We start from the raw sequence: 17,748 nt of genomic DNA, 5'->3' as shown, positions 1-17,748 counted from the left end.
ATGCTCACACTCCCCGAGGTCGAGGCGATCGCGCGGGCGGCCCACGCCGGCCAGAAGGACAAGGCGGGCCGCCCCTACACCGAACACCTGGCGGCCGTGGCCGAAGGCGTACGCGCGCGTGGCGGCAGCCCGGCGCAGATCGCGGCGGCGTGGCTGCACGACTCGGTGGAGGACGGGGCGCTCTCTCCCCAGTGGCTGGCGGCGGCGGAACTCGCCCCCGGGGTGCGGGAGATGGTGCTCGCGCTCTCCAAGGAGCCCGGCGAGGACCTGGAGTCCTACACGGCCAGGATCCTCGCCGTCCCGGGTGCGCTGCTGGTCAAGGAGGCGGATCTGGCCCACAACGCGGACCCGGCCCGCCTCGCCGTCCTGGACGCGCCGACCCGTACCCGCCTGGCCCGGAAGTACGCCACCGCGCGCGCCCTGCTCGGACTCCCGGACCCACAGGGGCCCTTGGCGTGATCCATACCTTGGCTATGCGTCAGGCGGCAGTACCTGAAGGGGTATTGGTGGCACGATGGAGCCTGCGGGGTGTGCTCGGCGGCACACTTCGGGCCGGCAAGGCGGACCGACCAAGGGTGTGATCAGTTGTGGCCATTTCACTGTCTGTGGTGCTGCTGTTGGCGATCGTCCTCGTGGTGATGATCCGCGGTGGTTCCATCAAGACCGGCCCGGCCATAGTCGCCGCGCTCTTCGGGTTCTTCATGGCGTCGACCGGTATGGCGCCGTCGATACAGCGCTTTCTGAACTCGCTGGCGGACACGATCAACCAGATCAAGTTCTGAGCCGGCTCACGTTCCGAGAAGGCGCCGGGTCCGGAAAACACCTCGGGCCCGGTGAGACGAGTCACCGGGCCCGAGGCCGTGGAGCGGGCGACGGGAATCGAACCCGCGTAGCTAGTTTGGAAGGCTGACCACTCAGGGTTTGGCCGGGTGTCGGCGCGCCCGAGTTTCAGGCTGCTGACCTGCAACAACGTACCAGCGTGGAGTGTTGTACGCGACCGCTGCTGACCGCCACGGACCGCCGAGAACCGCTCTTTATCCCGCGTTATCCTGCGCGATCCTGCGCCGGATGGGGGACCCCGCTCCTGGGGGCGTCCCAGGACCCGTCCGTGTACACAGGGGTGGTCATGTGACGGATCCACTCGTCGAGCACGGTCCTGTCGCCGCCGGGGGTCGGGGCACTCGCCGGGGTCAGTCGCAGCTCTCGCAGGACGTCCATGAGGGGCCTGGAGAGGCGGGCGACGTTCAGAGCGTCAGCGGCTTCGGTCGCACCATCGATGCCACGCGCCAACGTCAGCGCCAGAGCCTCCAGTGCCCCGTACCGGGCGTCGGCCTTCTCCCCGTGCCGGGCGGCCCGCAGCGCTTCACCCATCCGACGCTCCACCCGACCGCTCACGCGGCGGGCATCCTGCCCACCCGTACCTCGTGTGCGCTTAGTAGTCGCCATAGGTCGAGTTTCCCCAGGTGAATGCAGGTATAGGCGCTTTTGGACTGAAAAACTCTGTTTTGGCCGGGGAGAGAGAACAGGGGGGCGCGGGGTGTCCACGTCGTCTCGGCTCCCAAAAAACCAAGCGGCGAGTGCGGCGCCACGTTTCTATGCAACAACGCGCATAGTCGCGTTCACGCATAGACCGACGCGAGCCATCCTCGTACCGTCGTGCCAACGGCCCGAGGCGGGCTGCCGACCAGGGGAGTTCAGCTATGGCGCGCGAGGAACTGACCCGACTCACAGGCAATGGGAACGGCAACTGCAACAACGACGACTGCCCCAACGTCTACCGAACGGCCACTGGGTCCTTTGTCGTCCAAGGCGACCTGTCGACCGCCTTCACGACACCAGCCGGTGAGGGCCTGGTGGAGATCCCCGAAGACGTACTGAAGGAGGCCGTGCGTGCTCTTGGATGGTGAGGCGTGGACGGCCAAGGTCCAGGGCTTCAAGCGCGAGGCGTGGAGGCTGGAAACGCTGCCCGCCTACAAGGTGCCCTCGGAGGACGGCGACATCAGGGATTTCCTCGCCGGGCAGCGCATCGACCCGCAGACCTACTCATCGGCCTACACCGAGGGCCTGAGAGCGATCAGGGCCGATGGCCGGTCAAAGGGACGCGTGCACGTCGTCACGCGTCCTCTGACGGACTACCTGCGCTTTGAGTTCATGTACTACGAGGCGCACGCCTTGGCGGGCGACGAGGTCCGGATCCTGGACGTGACCGACCGCCCGAACCCTCTCGAAGGCGTATCGGACTTCTGGCTCTTCGACAGGTCGGAGGTCGTACTCATGCACTACGCGAAGGACGGGATGCAGATCAGCCGGGAACTGTACGAGGGAGACCCGGCCCCGTACGTCGAGTACCAGCGCATCGCGCTGGCTGAGTCGGTGCCGTTCCAGGAGTACGCGCAGGGTGACATACGAGCCTGAGCAGCTTGACCAGTCGGGGCGCCAGCTCGCGGCCATGCTCAAGCAGCTACGCAAGCAAGCCGGACTCTCAGGGGTCCGGCTTGCCGCGCGTTGCAACATGTCCCAGTCCAAGATCAGCCGCATCGAGGGCAACAAGGCGCGCCCTTCGCTCCTCGACGTGGAGCAACTGTTGCGCGGGCTCCAGGCTCCGCCCGACGTCGTGGCCGAGGTCATGGCCTTGGCGCGCATCGCTCAGACGGAGTGGCAGGACGGCCGGACTCTCCGCCGCAAGGGGCTGGACAAGAAACAGATCCAACTCGCGGGACTGGAAGCGTCGTCGACCACCTTCCGGTACTTCCTGCTGTCCATGATCACGGGGCTCCTCGCGACGCCGGAGTACGTGCGGGCGAGTCTGACCGACGCACCAGCCGAGCAGCAGGCCAAGGCCGTCGGCATGAAGCTGGAGCGGCAACAGATCCTCTTCGACCGGTCCAAGCGCTTCACGTTTCTCCTGACAGAGCAGGCGGTCAGGTACCCCCTGGTGCCGCCGGACCAGATGGCCATGCAGATCGACCGTCTCCGTTCCCTCACACATCAGGAGAACATCAGGCTCGGGGTGATCCCCTTGGGCGTGCGTTTCGCCAGTGGAGCCCTGAACACCTTCACGGTCTACGACGACACACTGGCGACGGCCGAACTGGATCTAGGTGCCATGGTGTTCCGAGATCCCCGCGACATCCGCGACATGATCGCCCGCTTCGCTCGGTACGAGGACCACGCGCTCTTCGGGGACGCGGCACGCGAACAACTCGCCAGGTGGGCCGCGTCCTGCCGCAGATGATCTTTAGTCCACAACGCGCATACCCGTTGGAGGGTGTCGTCTGCCGGACGACTCTTGTCCCCAGGCTTCCGAGGGCAGCGAGGGGACATGATCGATTCAGTCAGGTACTCACAGGCGCCGATCGAACGGCCGTTGGACGACGGTTGGCTGTACGGCTACGTCAAGCCGCACGGGTGCGGTGTGTGCGATGCACTCGACGGACAGGCGCGGGCAGCCATTCAGCTCGGCCAGCACAGAACCGCATATGAGGCGGCCGAAGAGATCCGGGCCCACAGCGATGGGCACGATCGCACGCCGACTCCGGCGGCGGGGACGGTGACGAGCTGATGGAGATGCGACAGTGGCGGAGCGGATGGGACAAGGCCGCCGATGCCACCGAGGAGGTTCGGCAGGCTCTCAACGAACTCGGAGCGTCGGAGGGCGCCACAGCCCGGCTGCGCCCTGTCGTGAGCGGCAAGGGCACGCCCTGGGTCGACGTGGGGATGATCCCCGCTTCGCTGGCGCAGGCGCTGGCGGAAGCCGTGCGCGCCGGAGTCCTCGAACGCTCGGGCCGGTCTCCGAGCCACCCGTAGTCGGTGAGGACATGTCCAAGCTGCCGGAGATCACCGCACACGAGTGCGTGAACTGCGGGGAGCGTGTGAGAGGGATCTTCGGGCGGTGGGCGTGCCCGCACTGCAAGACGAACAGCCCGTACACGGAACCGCCGCAGGAGTACGCGGCCCAGCTCACGAACGAGCCCCTGAGGCTTTCCGGGGACCAGCGGCCGCACCACACATGCGGCGAGGTCCACTGCGTGTGTCCAAGGCTGATGACGCCGAGGAGTAAGTAGTCGTTCCAGATAGCCCCACCGGACAGTTGTTGCCGGTGGGGCTACCCCGTAGCTGGCCGCCTTGTCGCCCCCGGCTTCCGCCTCTGGACGCGACGGCCCGAGTGCCGATCATCGGCGAACGCCGGGCCCGGAGCCCCGGCCTCGGGCTGGACGGGCCGTCTCAGCGCGCCCAGGGGCGGGGGCATCTTCGCTGATCCCGGCGATCATCCTGTCCCGCAGCGGGCTGGAGGCGGCGGTGAAGGCGATCGTGTCGAGGACGCCCAGCACCTCGTGAAGGGCTCCGAGCGTGCGGGCGAGGTGGTACGCGAGGTCGAGTTCGTTGCCCTTGGTGCCCTGCTCGACTTCGGCAATGACCGTTCGGGCGTTGGTGATGGGGTGGTAGTAGGCGGTCATGACCGGGCTCCTTCGGGTTGCGGTTGGACAGCGTGGGGGATCTGGGTTGCGGGCCGGTGGGGAGTGGAGCCGATATCCCGGGCTTCGGGTGGGTTGGATTCGGAACGAATCACCGGGGGCCCGACCCGACCCGACCCAGACAGCGGTGCGATCACGTCGCAGGGGTGATCTGGGGTGTGACCAGGGCATTCGGGACGTGCCAAGCTCGGGACAGGTCCGGGACCGGCGTCCAGATCGCCGTGAGGATCGATGGTCGGATCGATGTATGGATCGATGACCGGATCGGTGATTTCGCGTTGATTGAGGGGGTGATCGGGAGTCTCGTTCGGCCGCCCCAGCAGCGTGTACTTGCCCCGGAAGTTGACCGGGAGCGCCGCTGCTTCCTCGGCCGTGGGCGCGGGCAGCACCGGCATCCCTGCTACCTCGGGGGTGCAGGGCCCCTTGGCCTGGTTGCAGCGCTGGCAGGCGATGACCAGGTTGGCGCCGTCCGGACCGGCAGGGGCCTCGGGGTCGACGTGGTCGTACGTCAGGCGCAGCTGTGCGGCTTCCGGGAACTTGGCCGCGCCGAGCTTGTTGTTCAACGGCCCCGACCAGCAGTAGCGGCAGTACGAACCGTCGCGGTGCAGGACCAGGGCCCTGAGTCCCGGGTCCGCCAGGTCCCGGCGTTTGCCGTCCCGCAGCGTCTTCTGCCTCTTGGACGGATTGTGTTTCAGGAACTCGTGGATGTAGAAGTCCCAGCCCTCGTCCCAGCCGCGCGGGATGCATGCGCATTCGTCGCCCCGGCGGTGGAGCTTGACCGGGCGCCCGAGCACGGGCTCGGACAGCAGGGCGGGCAGGCGACGCTGGTCGGCCGCCGTGTGGTCACGCAGGGCGGTCGTGGCCATGGCCAGCGTCAGATAGCCGTCGGTCAGTTGCTCGGCGGAGGCGGTCATCAGGCACACGTACGCGTCCCGGATGATGACCACGCGGGCGGCTTTGCCGTCTGCCAGGTGCGACCACACCGGGTCCGATTTGTGTCGGTCGTCAACGAGCACGTACGGCACGGGCGATCCCCTTCGTGTCGCGCGCGGTGCCGGGGGCAGAGAGGTGTCCCGCCGTGCGGGCCGGGATCGTCTGGGCGGCCAGGTAGGCCAGGAGGTCCGATTCCCAGAACCGGACGTGACGACCGACCTTGACCACGGGGACGCGTCGCTCGACAACGAGACGGCGGGGCATCCGAGTTGATGTGCCCAGCAGTTCGGCGGCCTCGGGGATGCTCAGCAACCGGTCCCCGCACGCGGTGGCGCCCTGGGGCTGCGAGCACTGCGCGCAGTGGGCGGGCGCTTCAGAGGCGGACGTGTTGGCGTTGGGGGTGCTGTGCTTGGACACGGCTTCACCTGTCCGGGCACGTCTTCGGAAGGGCGTCCGCCGGGCATGTGGGGTCGGGCGGAAGCGGACCGGGGAGGGCTGTGCGGCGCGGGGCGCGTCGAAGACGTACCCGCGATCGGCCGCCTCGGGTGAGGCGGCCTTATGCAGCGCGTGCCGCGCCGAGCCCAGTCGAGGTCGGCGCGGTCGACGGGCAGCAGCGCACACGCATCCTCGGGATGCGGCACTGCGGCGGGGGGCCCGTGCTGCTCGGATGGCGGGGCGGCACAGCACGCCGGGGCAGCGCGTCGGGGGTGGATGTGGCGCGCAGCAGCCGGGTGACCAGTACGGCAAGGGCGGTCAGCCATGCGCCGAGCAGACGCACGCCGTGGACAAGAGCGAGTAGCACGCGACCCAGTTCGACCAGTTCAGAGGCCCGTCGCTGGTGACTCGCTGCGGGAGTGAGGGTGGCGCTGTGCACCGCCGAACGAGCCATGGACTCCATGCGGGCGGTGCTACCGGCCAGCACGGCAGAAAGGAAGCCGATGGGCAGGCTGCGGCGATCGACGCTGAGTGAACGCATCGCGAAGTCCAGGCGCAGCCGGATACGTGCCGTCCCGGGACTCTTGTCCCGGCGTTGCCCGCCCCCTCCCCACAGCTCGAATACCGGCCGCGTGCCCTCCAGGCTCTTGGTCATGGTCTGGGCGATCTGGGCGGCCTTGAGTGCGCCGGACAGGTCGAGGGGGGCCCGGTTCAGGGAACGGGCGAACTCTGAGATCGACCATATGCCGGTTGCCCACGAGGCGGCCGACTCGGGGACGCTCTCGACCGCTGCCACGCCGAGCCGCTGCGAGCGCAGCACGCTGGCGGGCGCCTCGGCGAACTGCCTGGCCCCCTGGGGGTCGCCTCGGCGACCTGCCTGCCCCCCGCCGCTGGAGACACAGTCGCGGGCGACTCGTGCTCGGCCGACTTGCAGGGTGCGGCCATGAACACGTCCGCCGGAGCCGCGCCCCTGGCGGGCGCGGCTCCGGCGGAGTGGTGCTGATGACACACAGCCATGTGATCTTGTGTACGACAGACCGTGACGGACCGCAACTGGAACGTGGCGAACGGGGCGGCCCCTCTGTGCCCGCTGGTTGCTCAGGCCGTGCGGTTCTTGGACGCGGGTCGCTCGTGCAGCGGGATCACCTTCCCTGACCCGGCGCCGTCGTCCGGCCCCGGTGCCTTCGTGGCAGGAGTGAGCCCGAAGGTGGCTCCGAATCCGTCCATCAGGCTCCGGCGCCGCTCCTCGCTGGTCCGTTCGTACCGTGCAGCGGCGGCGTCCGTCTTGTGGTTGAGATGTCGCTTCACGTCAGTACGCGTCGCGCCCTGCTCGTACATGAACATCGCCGACGCCGAGCGCAGGTCGTACCAGCGAAGGTCGGGCCGATTGATCTTGCGGCGGGCGCGGTCGAAGAACGTCGAACGGTGCGAACTGGCAAGGATGTTGCCGTGGGTTGTGGTGAAGAGCAGCGACTCAGGGCCGTGGCCGGTGTGCTCCTTCATGTGGCGCGCCAGAATGACGGCCAGTTCCTCGGGGATGCGCTTCCAACGGTCGGTGCCGGTGGTCTTCGGGGTGTCGAAGTGGAGTCCCTTGCGGCCGTGCACCTTGCCGACTGCCCGCGCGACGTGGACGAGCCGCTTGTCCAGGTTCACGTCCTTGCGGCGCAGGGCGAAGACCTGACCGGGCCGGAGGGCGGTGAACACGGCGAACCAGACAGCCGCCCGGTAGCGCTCCGGGTAATTCTGCGCGAGGGCGGTCACTTCCTCGGCGGAGACCGGGGCGCGGTCGACCTGGGGAGCCTGACCGGCGCCCGTGATCTTGCACGGGTTGTCCTTGATCAGCTCATCTGTCACGGCGGCGGCCAAGAGCGCATGCAGCGTGCGGTAGACCCGCGCGGTCACTTCGGCACCTGCGTTCGGCTTCGCCTCGGGCGCTGGCGGCTTGGGGCTGCCTGCCTCGGCCCAGGCATTCAGGATCTGGGGGCTGAGCCGTCCCGAGGACTTCACCGGCCGTCCGGTCTCCCTGGCCCACCAGCGTGCCGGGTGCTCGCGCGGCTTGACGGCCTCCGCCCTGGCGACCGCACTCGCGCGCACGGCCTTGCGCATGGCGTCGTACCACTTGCGCACGGTGGCCGGGTCGATCTGGCGGAGCGTCATGGCTCCGAGTTCCACGCTTCCGCCGGGGCCTGCCGGGTCTCCCAGTTCGCGAAGGATCCAGCGGCCCGCTTCGTCGCGGTTCAGTTCGCGCGTGCTGTCCTTCGTGATCCTCGGGTTCGTATCCAGCCAGAGCGTCAGATAGTCGCTCAGCAACACGTCCCCTTGGCTGTGATCGAACCAGTCGCCTCTGTCGATAGCGGCGAGATGCTGGCGATTCCAGGCTTGCGCCTCAGCTTTGGTGGCGAAGGTGTGCGGGGCGTAATGCCGCTCCGCAGTCGCGGGGTGCAGGTAGCTGGCGCGGTACCGACCGGACCGAAGGCGCTCGGCGGACCCGGCGCCGGAGGAGCGCACTCGCTTGCGCGGTCGGCCGGTCCTCTTTGGTGTGGACGCGTCGGGAGAGGCAGGGGAGTTGGGTGAGGTGGACAAGGTGCGCGAGCCTTCCGGGATCGACGGATCATGATCCCCAGCCATCCCCGGTTGGTGACTTCCTCGCGCGCATATCCTGCGTTATCCCGCGCACGGCTCTGCAGGAACGGAAAGAGCCGGTGTCCGCGCACTGCGGAGACCGGCTCTCACCTGGATGTTCCTACCAAGAGCGGGCGACGGGAATCGAACCCGCGTAGCTAGTTTGGAAGACTAGGGCTCTACCATTGAGCTACGCCCGCGTGCGTCGTGTCGCAGGTCAGGAATGACCGCGGCACGAAGAGCATCGTAGCGGGTCACACCCCGCGCGTGCACACCGCGTCCGGCCTCGTGGCCCGCTGTGCAAAGCGGCCGACGTATTCCCTGCGGGCATGTACCCTACGTGTCGCACCGACGGGGTGTGGCGCAGCTTGGTAGCGCGTCCGCTTTGGGAGCGGAAGGCCGTGGGTTCAAATCCCGCCACCCCGACCAGCGCGCCTTGTACGACCGACCAGCGCGCCTTTACACGATCTCCCGCGCGCCTCGCGCGACCTCCGCGCACAAGATCACCGCGACCTCCGCGCACAAGATCACATTGTGGGTGGCATCCCGCTTGCGGTTACTATGCAAGCTGCGTGCCCGTGTGTCTGACCAATCCGATGAACCGGGCCCCATCCGCCCGCGGCCGTCGGCCACCGGGTAGAACCCCCAGAAGTCAGCCACAAGGAGACCGAACCGTGAAGAGCGCCGTGGAGACCCTGAACCCGACCCGGGTTCGGCTCACTGTCGAGGTGCCCTTCGAGGAGCTCAAGGACAGCCTCGACGCGGCGTACAAGAAGATCAACCAGCAGGTCACGGTCAAGGGCTTCCGCAAGGGCAAGATCCCGGCCCGCGTCATCGACCAGCGGTTCGGCCGTGGTGCTGTGCTGGAGGAGGCCGTCAACGACGCCCTCCCGAAGTTCTACACCGAGGCGGTCAACGAGGCCGAGCTGAACCCGCTCGGCCAGCCCGAGGTCGACATCACGGAGCTGAAGGACGGCGAGACGCTGAACTTCACCGCCGAGGTCGACATCCGCCCGACCATCGAGATCCCGGACTACTCCGGCATCGAGGTCACCGTGGACGCCGTCGAGGTCTCGGACGAGGACGTCGAGAAGGCCGTCACCGAGCTGCGTGAGCGCTTCGCCTCGACCTCCCCGGTCGAGCGCGCCGCCACCGACGGCGACGTCGTGACGATCGACCTGGAGGCCAAGGTCGACGGCGAGGTCCTGGAGGACGGCGTCGCCGAGGGTGTCTCGTACACCATCGGCTCCGGCGAGCTCCTCGAAGGCATCGACGAGGCCGTCAAGGGCCTGGAGGCCGGTGGCGAGGCCACCTTCACCTCGCAGCTCAAGGGCGGCTCGGCCGAGGGCAAGGACGCCGAGGTCAGCGTCAAGGTCACCCAGGTCGCCGCGCGCGAACTGCCGGAGCTGGACGACGACTTCGCGCAGCTCGCCTCCGAGTTCGACACCCTCGACGAGCTCAAGGCCGACAGCCGCAAGCGCCTCGAGAACATGAAGCAGTTCGACCAGGCCACCCAGGCCCAGGAGCGCGTGCTCGACGAGCTGCTGAAGATCACTGAGGTCCCGATCCCCGAGAAGCTCCTCGCGGACGAGATCCAGACCCGTACGCACAACCTTGAGCACCACCAGCTCGGCCAGATGGGCCTCGACCTCGACAAGTACCTGGAGATCCAGGGCAAGACGCGGGAAGAGTTCGACGCCGAGACCGAGGAAGCGGCCGTCAAGGGCATCAAGACGCAGTTCATCCTCGACGAGCTCGTCAACAAGGAGAAGCTGAACGTCAACCAGGAGGAGCTCACCGAGCACCTGGTGCGCCGTGCCGCCTCCTCCGGCATGTCCCCCGACCAGTTCGCCCAGGCCGTCGTCGAGGGTGGCCAGGTGCCGATGCTCGTCGGCGAGGTCGCCCGCGGCAAGGCGCTGGCCGTGGTCGTCGAGGCCGCCAAGGTCGTCGACACCAACGGCGAGGCCGTTGACCTGGAGGACGACGAGGACGACGCCGCCGAGGTCGAGGCCGCCGCCGAGACCGTCGCGGCCGTCGTCGACGGTGACGACGAGGAGAAGACCGAGGCCTGAGCCTCGGCCGGACCTCGTACGGCAGGCACCGCCTGACCACGTGCGACGTACGTAAGGAGGGGCCCGCGACGCAGCAGCGTCCGGGCCCTTCCGCGTACCCGGACCGGGCGCCCGCCCGGGCGGCCCGTGGCCGGTTCCGTACGGCCCCGCGCTTCAACCACCTTGCGCTCCGAGCGAACAGTTCGGGAACCGGGATGGCGTTGTCCTACCTGCGCGTTAGGGTCCATGAATACGGGGGTGGAGTCAGCCGGTGACGAGTCGGCCCCAAAGGCCCCGCCCTCTGAACGAAGACGCTGAGACGGCCGAAGCCGTCAGAGACGAGCAGGTGGATACGTGACGAATCTGATGCCTTACGCCGCCGGCGAGCCGTCCCTCGGTGGTGGCCTCGGCGACCATGTCTACAACCGGCTGCTCAACGAGCGCATCATCTTCCTCGGCCAGCAGGTCGACGACGACATCGCCAACAAGATCACCGCACAGCTCCTCCTCCTGGCCGCCGAGCCGGAGAAGGACATCTACCTCTACATCAACAGCCCCGGCGGCTCGGTGACGGCCGGCATGGCGATCTACGACACCATGCAGTACATCCCGAACGACGTGGTCACGATCGGTATGGGCATGGCGGCCTCGATGGGCCAGTTCCTGCTCACCGGCGGCGCCGCCGGCAAGCGCTTCGCGCTGCCGAACACCGACATCCTGATGCACCAGGGCTCGGCCGGCATCGGCGGCACCGCCTCGGACATCAAGATCCAGGCCGAGTACCTGCTGCGTACGAAGACGCGCATGGCGGAGATCACCGCCCGCCACTCGGGCCAGACGGTCGAGACGATCATCCGCGACGGCGACCGCGACCGCTGGTACACGGCGGAGGAGGCCAAGGAGTACGGCCTCATCGACGAGATCATGGCCCACGCGGCCGGTGTTCCGGGCGGCGGCGGCACCGGGGCCTGAGCCCCTCCCCCCGGCTCCCGGTGAGCCGGGGGACCCCAGCCCCGGCCCCGAAGCCCCAGAGCCCACCGAACGCCACCAGGATGGTGAACCCCGACATGCAGAACAACCTCTCCGCAAGCGGCCTCTACACCGGCCCGCAGGTGGACAACCGCTACATCGTGCCGCGCTTCGTCGAGCGCACCTCGCAGGGCGTGCGCGAGTACGACCCGTACGCGAAGCTGTTCGAGGAGCGCGTGATCTTCCTCGGTGTGCAGATCGACGACGCCTCCGCCAACGACGTCATGGCGCAGCTGCTGTGCCTGGAGTCGATGGACCCGGACCGCGACATCTCGATCTACATCAACAGCCCCGGCGGCTCCTTCACCGCGCTGACGGCCATCTACGACACGATGCAGTTCGTGAAGCCCGACATCCAGACGGTCTGCATGGGCCAGGCGGCCTCCGCCGCCGCCGTGCTGCTCGCCGCGGGCACCCCCGGCAAGCGCATGGCCCTGCCGAACGCGCGCGTGCTGATCCACCAGCCGTCCTCGCAGACCGGCCGTGAGCAGCTCTCCGACCTGGAGATCGCGGCCAACGAGATCCTGCGCATGCGCACCCAGCTGGAGGAGATGCTGGCCAAGCACTCCACCACGCCCATCGAGAAGATCCGGGACGACATCGAGCGGGACAAGATCCTCACCGCCGACGACGCCCTGGCGTACGGCCTGGTCGACCAGATCGTGTCGACCCGCAAGACGACGTCGGCCGCGGCCGCCTGACGCAGCCGGAGCCCCTGGCGCGGTCCACCCGACGGTCCCCGTCGAAGTGAACCGCGCCAAGGGGGGCCCGAACGGGGGGCCAGGCAAGGTACCGTCGGATATGAGGCACCAGGAGCCGCTGAACGTGGCGTCTCCCAGGCGAAGGGGAAGCACCTCGTGGCACGCATCGGTGATGGCGGCGACCTGCTCAAGTGCTCGTTCTGCGGGAAGAGCCAGAAGCAGGTGAAGAAGCTCATCGCAGGCCCCGGTGTGTACATCTGCGACGAGTGCATCGATCTCTGCAACGAGATCATCGAGGAGGAGCTCGCCGAGTCCTCCGAGGTGCGGTGGGAGGAACTGCCCAAGCCGCGCGAGATCTACGAGTTCCTGGAGAGCTACGTGGTGGGCCAGGAGCCCGCCAAGAAGGCGCTCTCCGTAGCGGTCTACAACCACTACAAGCGCGTCCAGGCCGGCGAGAACGGCGGCGCGCAGGGCCGCGACGACGCGATCGAACTCGCCAAGTCCAACATCCTGCTGCTGGGCCCCACGGGCTCCGGCAAGACGCTGCTCGCCCAGACCCTCGCCCGGATGCTCAACGTCCCGTTCGCCATCGCGGACGCGACGGCGCTGACCGAGGCGGGCTATGTCGGCGAGGACGTCGAGAACATCCTCCTGAAGCTCATCCAGGCCGCTGACTACGACGTCAAGAAGGCCGAGACGGGCATCATCTACATCGACGAGATCGACAAGGTCGCCCGGAAGAGCGAAAACCCGTCGATCACGCGCGACGTGAGCGGCGAGGGCGTGCAGCAGGCCCTCCTGAAGATCCTGGAGGGCACCACGGCCTCGGTCCCGCCCCAGGGCGGCCGCAAGCACCCCCACCAGGAGTTCATCCAGATCGACACGACGAACGTGCTGTTCATCGTGGGCGGCGCCTTCGCGGGCCTGGAGAAGATCATCGAGTCCCGGGCCGGCGCCAAGGGCATCGGCTTCGGCGCGACGATCCGCTCCAAGCGGGAGATCGAGGCCAGCGACCAGTTCCAGGAGGTCATGCCGGAGGACCTGGTGAAGTTCGGGATGATCCCCGAGTTCATCGGCCGCCTGCCCGTGCTGACCTCCGTCCACAACCTGGACCGCGAGGCGCTCCTCCAGATCCTGGTCGAGCCGCGCAACGCGCTGGTCAAGCAGTACCAGCGCCTCTTCGAACTCGACGGCGTGGAGCTGGACTTCGACCGCCCGGCCCTGGAGGCCATCGCCGACCAGGCGATCCTGCGCGGCACCGGGGCGCGCGGTCTGCGCGCGATCATGGAAGAGGTCCTGATGTCGGTGATGTACGAGGTCCCGTCCCGCAAGGACGTGGCCCGTGTGGTCATCACCTCCGACGTCGTCCACAACAACGTCAACCCGACGCTGGTGCCGCGCGAGCCGCGCATCGTGAAGAACGACGGCCGCCACGAGAAGTCCGCGTAGCGGTCCGGGGCACACACAAGGGCGCCCGGCCGGTTGGATCTCCAACCGGCCGGGCGCCCTTGCGTAACGTGCTCAAGTCAGCCGCAGGCGAGCCGACCGCTCGGCTGCTGTGTCACTTCACGCAACCCTGCAGGCGTCAACTGCTGTGTCATAGGGCACTCGCAGCTTTTGGAGACCGGAGATGCAGTAAGGATTGGGGACGGAGGCCCAGCCATGACCAGCTGCGTGATTCCGACAGGCGGCCTGCGTCTTCGGATTGGCTCGATCGTGCCGCTCGTGCCATGGCGGTCGTGCCATGGCGGTCGGGGCGAAACGAAGGGCGCCCGACGGGTTTCCGTCGGGCGCCCTTGGCGTTCTTGCGTCGGGAACTACTTCACAGGAACACGCGCGTCCTTACGGACCTTCGCCGTCGTGTCCGCGTTCTCGTCGAGCGAGACGCCCTTCGTGCCCGCGAGGAGCGCTGCCGGGTCGATCAGGGTGACCATGCCCAGGGTGCTGTGGTCGGCCCAGACGCACACCGGGAACTCCAGGTCCTTGCCGCCCGTGCTCTTGCTGCCGGTGAGCTTCGCGGACTGGCACTTCATGACGGCGCCGTCGAGGCCCGCCGGGGACTTCTTCTCCGGGCTGCCGACGAAGGTGCCCTTGCCGTCCTTGTCGCTCTCCGCGTTGTTCTTGATCTGCGCGAAGACGGCATCGATCGACTTCTCCGGGTCCGCGATCTGGCCGTAGACGCCGTTGAAGCTCATCTGCTTGGCCGGCGTGCCGCCCGACGCCTTGTAGCTCGCCTTGACCGTCGTCGGGTTCTTGATACCCGCCGTCTCGAAGTCCTTCTTGTCCTTCTCGGTGGTCTTGTCGGACGGGTCCGACTTGTTGATGCTGTACGCGCCCGCGACCACGGTGTCCGGGGTGATCAGCTTGTGCGCGCCGTCATCGGCGACATCGCTGCCCCCGCCCTTCGTCACGAAGTACACCCCGCCGCCGACCGCCGCGATCGCGACCACGACGGCCGTGACGATCAGGCCGGTCTTCTTCTTGACCGGGGCGGGCGGCATCGGCGCGCCGTACGGCGGCTGCTGGCCGTACTGGGGCTGCTGGGCCGGGTAGCCGTAGCCCTGCTGGGGCGGGACGCCCTGTGGGGGCTGCTGCGGGTAGCCGTAGCCGGGCTGGGGCTGCCCGTACGGCTGCTGCGGCGGCTGCTGACCGTACGGACCGGGCTGCTGGGGCTGGCCGCCGTACGGGCCCGGCTGGTTGTAGCTCATTGCTGGGATTCCCCCTAGGGATGCTTATCCGATCCCGACATCCTCGCGGACGGCCGGGCCGCACGGCGCATCGGGGGGCCGACCGTTACCAAAGATTCCCGTTTCAGTACCGGCCCGTGACACCCCTAAACTGGGCCCCGTGACCGAGAACACTCAGCAGCAGAACCCAGCGCCCACCACCGAACTGCCGACCCAGTACGCGCCGGCCCAGGTAGAGGGGGAGCTGTATGAGCGCTGGGTGGAGCGCGGTTACTTCGAGGCGGACGCCAAGAGCGACAAGCCTCCGTACACCATCGTCATCCCGCCGCCCAACGTCACCGGCAGCCTGCACCTGGGCCACGCCTTCGAGCACACGCTGATCGACGCCCTGACCCGCCGCAAGCGCATGCAGGGCTACGAGACGCTGTGGCAGCCCGGCATGGACCACGCCGGTATCGCCACCCAGAACGTCGTGGAGCGCGAGCTCGCCAAGGAGGGCAAGTCCCGCCACGACCTGGGGCGCGAGGCGTTCATCGAGCGCGTCTGGCAGTGGAAGGGCGAGTCCGGCGGCCAGATCTCCGGCCAGATGCGCCGCCTCGGCGACGGCGTCGACTGGTCGCGTGAGCGGTTCACCATGGACGAGGGCCTGTCCGAGGCCGTCCAGACCATCTTCAAGAAGCTCTACGACGACGAGCTGATCTACCGCGCCGAGCGCATCATCAACTGGTGCCCGCGCTGTCTGACCGCGATCTCCGACATCGAGGTCGAGTACCAGGACGACGACGGCGAGCTCGTCTCGATCCGGTACGGCGAGGGAGAGGAGTCCCTCGTCGTCGCGACCACCCGCGCCGAGACGATGCTCGGTGACACCGCCGTGGCCGTCCACCCGGACGACGAGCGGTACAAGCACCTGGTCGGCAGGCAGATCAAGCTGCCGCTGACCGACCGCAGCATCCCGGTCGTCGCCGACACACACGTCGACCCCGAGTTCGGCACCGGCGCCGTCAAGGTGACCCCGGCGCACGACCCCAACGACTTCGAGATCGGCCAGCGCCACGGCCTGCCGAACCTCGCCGTCATGGACGAGCACGCGGTCATCACCGTCCACGGCCCCTTCCAGGGCCTGGACCGCCTGGAGGCCCGCTCCGCCATCGTCGCCGCCCTGCGCGCCGAGGGCCGCATCGTCGCCGAGAAGCGCCCGTACACCCACTCGGTGGGCCACTGCTCGCGCTGCAAGACCACCATCGAGCCGCGTCTGTCGATGCAGTGGTGGGTCAAGGTCGGCCCGCTCGCCAAGGCCGCCGGTGACGCGGTCCGCGACGGCAAGGTCAAGATCCACCCGCAGGAGATGGAGAAGCGGTACTTCGACTGGGTCGACAACCTCCACGACTGGTGCATCTCGCGCCAGCTCTGGTGGGGCCACCGCATCCCCGTCTGGTACGGCCCGAACGGCGAGATCGTCTGCGTCGGACCGGACGAGGAGGCGCCGAGCGGCGAGGGCTGGCGCCAGGACACCGACGTCCTGGACACCTGGTTCTCCTCGGGTCTGTGGCCCTTCTCCACCCTCGGCTGGCCGCAGCAGACCGAGAGCCTCGCGAAGTTCTATCCGAACTCCGTCCTGGTCACCGGCTACGACATCCTCTTCTTCTGGGTCGCCCGGATGATGATGTTCGGTCTGTACGCGATGGACGGCACCCCGCCGTTCCACACGATCGCCCTGCACGGCATGGTCCGCGACCAGTTCGGCAAGAAGATGTCGAAGTCCTTCGGCAACGCGGTCAACCCGCTGGACTGGATGGACACGTACGGCTCCGACGCCGTCCGCTTCACCCTGGCCCGCGGCGCCAACCCGGGCGTGGACGTCCCGATCGGCGAGGACTGGGTCCAGGCGTCGCGCAACTTCGCCAACAAGATCTGGAACGCCACGCGCTTCGCGCTGATGAACGGCGCCACGGTCGAGGGCGAACTGCCGCCCGTCGAGCAGCTGTCGGCGGTCGACCGCTGGATCCTGTCGCGGCTCAACAAGACCGTGGCCGAGGTCGACGGCCTCTACGAGGACTACCAGTTCTCGAAGCTGTCCGAGGCCCTGTACCACTTCGCGTGGGACGAGGTCTTCGACTGGTACGTCGAGCTCTCCAAGACCACGTTCTTCGAGGGTGGCGAGCCGGCGCGGGTCTCCGGCCGGGTCCTCGGCGAGGTCCTGGACGTCACCCTGCGTCTGCTCCACCCGGTCGTCCCCTTCGTCACCGACACCCTGTGGACGACGCTGACCGGCGGCGAGTCCCTCGTCATCGCCGACTGGCCGAGTGACAGCGGCTTCCGCGACGAGGCGGCCGAGCGGGAGATCGAGCTGGTCCAGCAGGTCGTCACCGAGGTCCGCCGGTTCCGCTCCGACCAGGGTCTGCAGCCCGGCCAGAAGGTCCCGGCCGAGCTGACCCTGGACGGTACGGCGCTGGCCCCGCACGAGGCGGCCATCCGTCAGCTGCTCCGCCTCCAGCCGGCGGGCGAGGGCTTCCACGCCACCGCCTCGCTGCCGGTCGCGGGCGCCACGGTCGCGCTCGACCTCTCCGGCACCATCGACGTCGAGGCCGAGCGCAAGCGTCTGGCCAAGGACCTCGCGGCGGCCGAGAAGGAGAAGGCGCAGGCCAACGGCAAGCTCGGCAACGAGGCGTTCCTGGCGAAGGCCCCGGACAACGTGGTCGACAAGATCCGTACGCGACTGGCCAAGGCCGAGGCGGACATCGACCGGATCACGACGCAGCTGGCGAACCTGCCGCAGGCGTAACGAAGGCCGTGCAGGGGCCCCGGACCGCTA

The 17,748-nt window shown here is 68.3% G+C and carries 18 protein-coding genes and 2 tRNA genes; 12 read left to right on the top strand and 8 right to left on the bottom strand.

From position 1 onward, the window contains the following. Complete coding sequence (locus tag A8W25_RS10765) at positions 1-459, top strand: HD domain-containing protein (RefSeq protein ID WP_067159007.1); 459 nt, start codon at positions 1-3, stop codon at positions 457-459. Between the two features lie 128 nt (positions 460-587). After that, positions 588-782, top strand: a complete 195-nt coding sequence (locus A8W25_RS10760) for a hypothetical protein (RefSeq protein ID WP_067159004.1) — start codon at positions 588-590, stop codon at positions 780-782. Between the two features lie 262 nt (positions 783-1,044). Here A8W25_RS10760 and A8W25_RS10755 read toward each other — a convergent pair whose 3' ends face one another. Next, complete coding sequence (locus A8W25_RS10755) at positions 1,045-1,371, bottom strand: terminase small subunit (RefSeq protein WP_067159001.1); 327 nt, start codon at positions 1,369-1,371, stop codon at positions 1,045-1,047. A 329-nt stretch (positions 1,372-1,700) separates the two neighbouring features. On the opposite strand from A8W25_RS10755, the gene A8W25_RS32195 reads away from it, so the two are divergent. The 4 genes from A8W25_RS32195 to A8W25_RS10735 all read left to right on the top strand — a co-directional run bounded on the left by A8W25_RS32195 (position 1,701) and on the right by A8W25_RS10735 (position 3,807). Continuing rightward, positions 1,701-1,907, top strand: a complete 207-nt coding sequence (locus tag A8W25_RS32195) for a hypothetical protein (RefSeq protein ID WP_079125952.1) — start codon at positions 1,701-1,703, stop codon at positions 1,905-1,907. Further along, positions 1,891-2,415, top strand: a complete 525-nt coding sequence (locus A8W25_RS10750; protein ID WP_067158999.1) for a DUF6879 family protein — start codon at positions 1,891-1,893, stop codon at positions 2,413-2,415. Before A8W25_RS32195 ends, A8W25_RS10750 begins: the two co-directional genes overlap by 17 nt. Beyond that, on the top strand, positions 2,399-3,235 hold the full coding sequence (locus A8W25_RS10745; RefSeq protein ID WP_067158996.1) for a helix-turn-helix domain-containing protein: 837 nt from the start codon (positions 2,399-2,401) through the stop codon (positions 3,233-3,235). The genes A8W25_RS10750 and A8W25_RS10745 overlap by 17 nt, the downstream gene beginning before the upstream one ends. Before the next feature lie 326 nt (positions 3,236-3,561). Further along, positions 3,562-3,807, top strand: a complete 246-nt coding sequence (locus A8W25_RS10735) for a hypothetical protein (RefSeq protein WP_067158984.1) — start codon at positions 3,562-3,564, stop codon at positions 3,805-3,807. A 365-nt stretch (positions 3,808-4,172) separates the two neighbouring features. Here A8W25_RS10735 and A8W25_RS10725 read toward each other — a convergent pair whose 3' ends face one another. The 6 genes from A8W25_RS10725 to A8W25_RS10700 all read right to left on the bottom strand — a co-directional run bounded on the left by A8W25_RS10725 (position 4,173) and on the right by A8W25_RS10700 (position 8,665). Beyond that, a complete protein-coding gene (locus tag A8W25_RS10725) occupies positions 4,173-4,457 on the bottom strand; it encodes a hypothetical protein (RefSeq protein WP_067158978.1) in 285 nt (94 codons plus the stop codon). Next, entirely contained in the window at positions 4,454-5,500 is a 1,047-nt protein-coding gene (locus A8W25_RS10720; RefSeq protein WP_067158975.1) for an HNH endonuclease, read from the bottom strand. Before A8W25_RS10720 ends, A8W25_RS10725 begins: the two co-directional genes overlap by 4 nt. Beyond that, on the bottom strand, positions 5,481-5,825 hold the full coding sequence (locus A8W25_RS10715; RefSeq protein WP_067158972.1) for an excisionase family DNA-binding protein: 345 nt from the start codon (positions 5,823-5,825) through the stop codon (positions 5,481-5,483). The genes A8W25_RS10720 and A8W25_RS10715 overlap by 20 nt, the downstream gene beginning before the upstream one ends. A gap of 139 nt (positions 5,826-5,964) precedes the next feature. Further along, a complete protein-coding gene (locus A8W25_RS10710) occupies positions 5,965-6,663 on the bottom strand; it encodes a hypothetical protein (protein ID WP_067158969.1) in 699 nt (232 codons plus the stop codon). Between the two features lie 278 nt (positions 6,664-6,941). Continuing rightward, a complete protein-coding gene (locus A8W25_RS10705) occupies positions 6,942-8,351 on the bottom strand; it encodes a tyrosine-type recombinase/integrase (RefSeq protein ID WP_158942479.1) in 1,410 nt (469 codons plus the stop codon). 243 nt (positions 8,352-8,594) lie between these two features. Next, positions 8,595-8,665, bottom strand: a tRNA-Gly gene (locus tag A8W25_RS10700). 152 nt (positions 8,666-8,817) lie between these two features. On the opposite strand from A8W25_RS10700, the gene A8W25_RS10695 reads away from it, so the two are divergent. The 5 genes from A8W25_RS10695 (at position 8,818) to clpX (ending at position 13,695) form a co-directional block, all read left to right on the top strand. Next, a tRNA-Pro gene (locus A8W25_RS10695) sits at positions 8,818-8,894 on the top strand. 245 nt (positions 8,895-9,139) lie between these two features. Next, positions 9,140-10,537: a trigger factor gene (tig, locus tag A8W25_RS10690; protein ID WP_067158967.1), complete on the top strand. Its 1,398-nt coding sequence runs from the start codon at positions 9,140-9,142 to the stop codon at positions 10,535-10,537. A gap of 333 nt (positions 10,538-10,870) precedes the next feature. Further along, positions 10,871-11,488 carry an ATP-dependent Clp protease proteolytic subunit gene (locus tag A8W25_RS10685; protein ID WP_067158965.1) on the top strand — a complete coding sequence of 206 codons (618 nt, stop codon included), beginning with the start codon at positions 10,871-10,873 and terminating at the stop codon, positions 11,486-11,488. An 80-nt stretch (positions 11,489-11,568) separates the two neighbouring features. Then, positions 11,569-12,246, top strand: a complete 678-nt coding sequence (locus tag A8W25_RS10680; RefSeq protein WP_067158963.1) for an ATP-dependent Clp protease proteolytic subunit — start codon at positions 11,569-11,571, stop codon at positions 12,244-12,246. A 156-nt stretch (positions 12,247-12,402) separates the two neighbouring features. After that, a complete protein-coding gene (gene clpX, locus A8W25_RS10675) occupies positions 12,403-13,695 on the top strand; it encodes an ATP-dependent Clp protease ATP-binding subunit ClpX (RefSeq protein WP_067158960.1) in 1,293 nt (430 codons plus the stop codon). 368 nt (positions 13,696-14,063) lie between these two features. On the opposite strand, the gene A8W25_RS10670 is transcribed toward clpX, so the two are convergent. Continuing rightward, positions 14,064-14,954, bottom strand: coding sequence for a hypothetical protein (locus A8W25_RS10670; protein ID WP_067158958.1), 891 nt, complete (start codon positions 14,952-14,954; stop codon positions 14,064-14,066). A 139-nt stretch (positions 14,955-15,093) separates the two neighbouring features. On the opposite strand from A8W25_RS10670, the gene A8W25_RS10665 reads away from it, so the two are divergent. Continuing rightward, positions 15,094-17,718, top strand: coding sequence for a valine--tRNA ligase (locus tag A8W25_RS10665; protein WP_067158956.1), 2,625 nt, complete (start codon positions 15,094-15,096; stop codon positions 17,716-17,718). Positions 17,719-17,748 lie beyond the last annotated feature (30 nt).

Source organism: Streptomyces sp. ERV7 (assembly GCF_001653515.1).
In the GTDB taxonomy this organism is placed as follows: Bacteria; Actinomycetota; Actinomycetes; order Streptomycetales; family Streptomycetaceae; genus Streptomyces.
This window is presented reverse-complemented; position numbering and strand designations above follow the sequence as displayed.

Coding starts and splice junctions, on each gene's coding strand:
- A8W25_RS10765 (WP_067159007.1), top strand. CDS start 1: ATGCTCACACTCCCCGAGGTCGAGGCGATCGCGCGGGCGGCCCACGCC.
- A8W25_RS10755 (WP_067159001.1), bottom strand. CDS start 1,371: ATGGGTGAAGCGCTGCGGGCCGCCCGGCACGGGGAGAAGGCCGACGCC.
- A8W25_RS32195 (WP_079125952.1), top strand. CDS start 1,701: ATGGCGCGCGAGGAACTGACCCGACTCACAGGCAATGGGAACGGCAAC.
- A8W25_RS10735 (WP_067158984.1), top strand. CDS start 3,562: ATGGAGATGCGACAGTGGCGGAGCGGATGGGACAAGGCCGCCGATGCC.
- A8W25_RS10725 (WP_067158978.1), bottom strand. CDS start 4,457: ATGACCGCCTACTACCACCCCATCACCAACGCCCGAACGGTCATTGCC.
- A8W25_RS10680 (WP_067158963.1), top strand. CDS start 11,569: ATGGTGAACCCCGACATGCAGAACAACCTCTCCGCAAGCGGCCTCTAC.
- A8W25_RS10670 (WP_067158958.1), bottom strand. CDS start 14,954: ATGAGCTACAACCAGCCGGGCCCGTACGGCGGCCAGCCCCAGCAGCCC.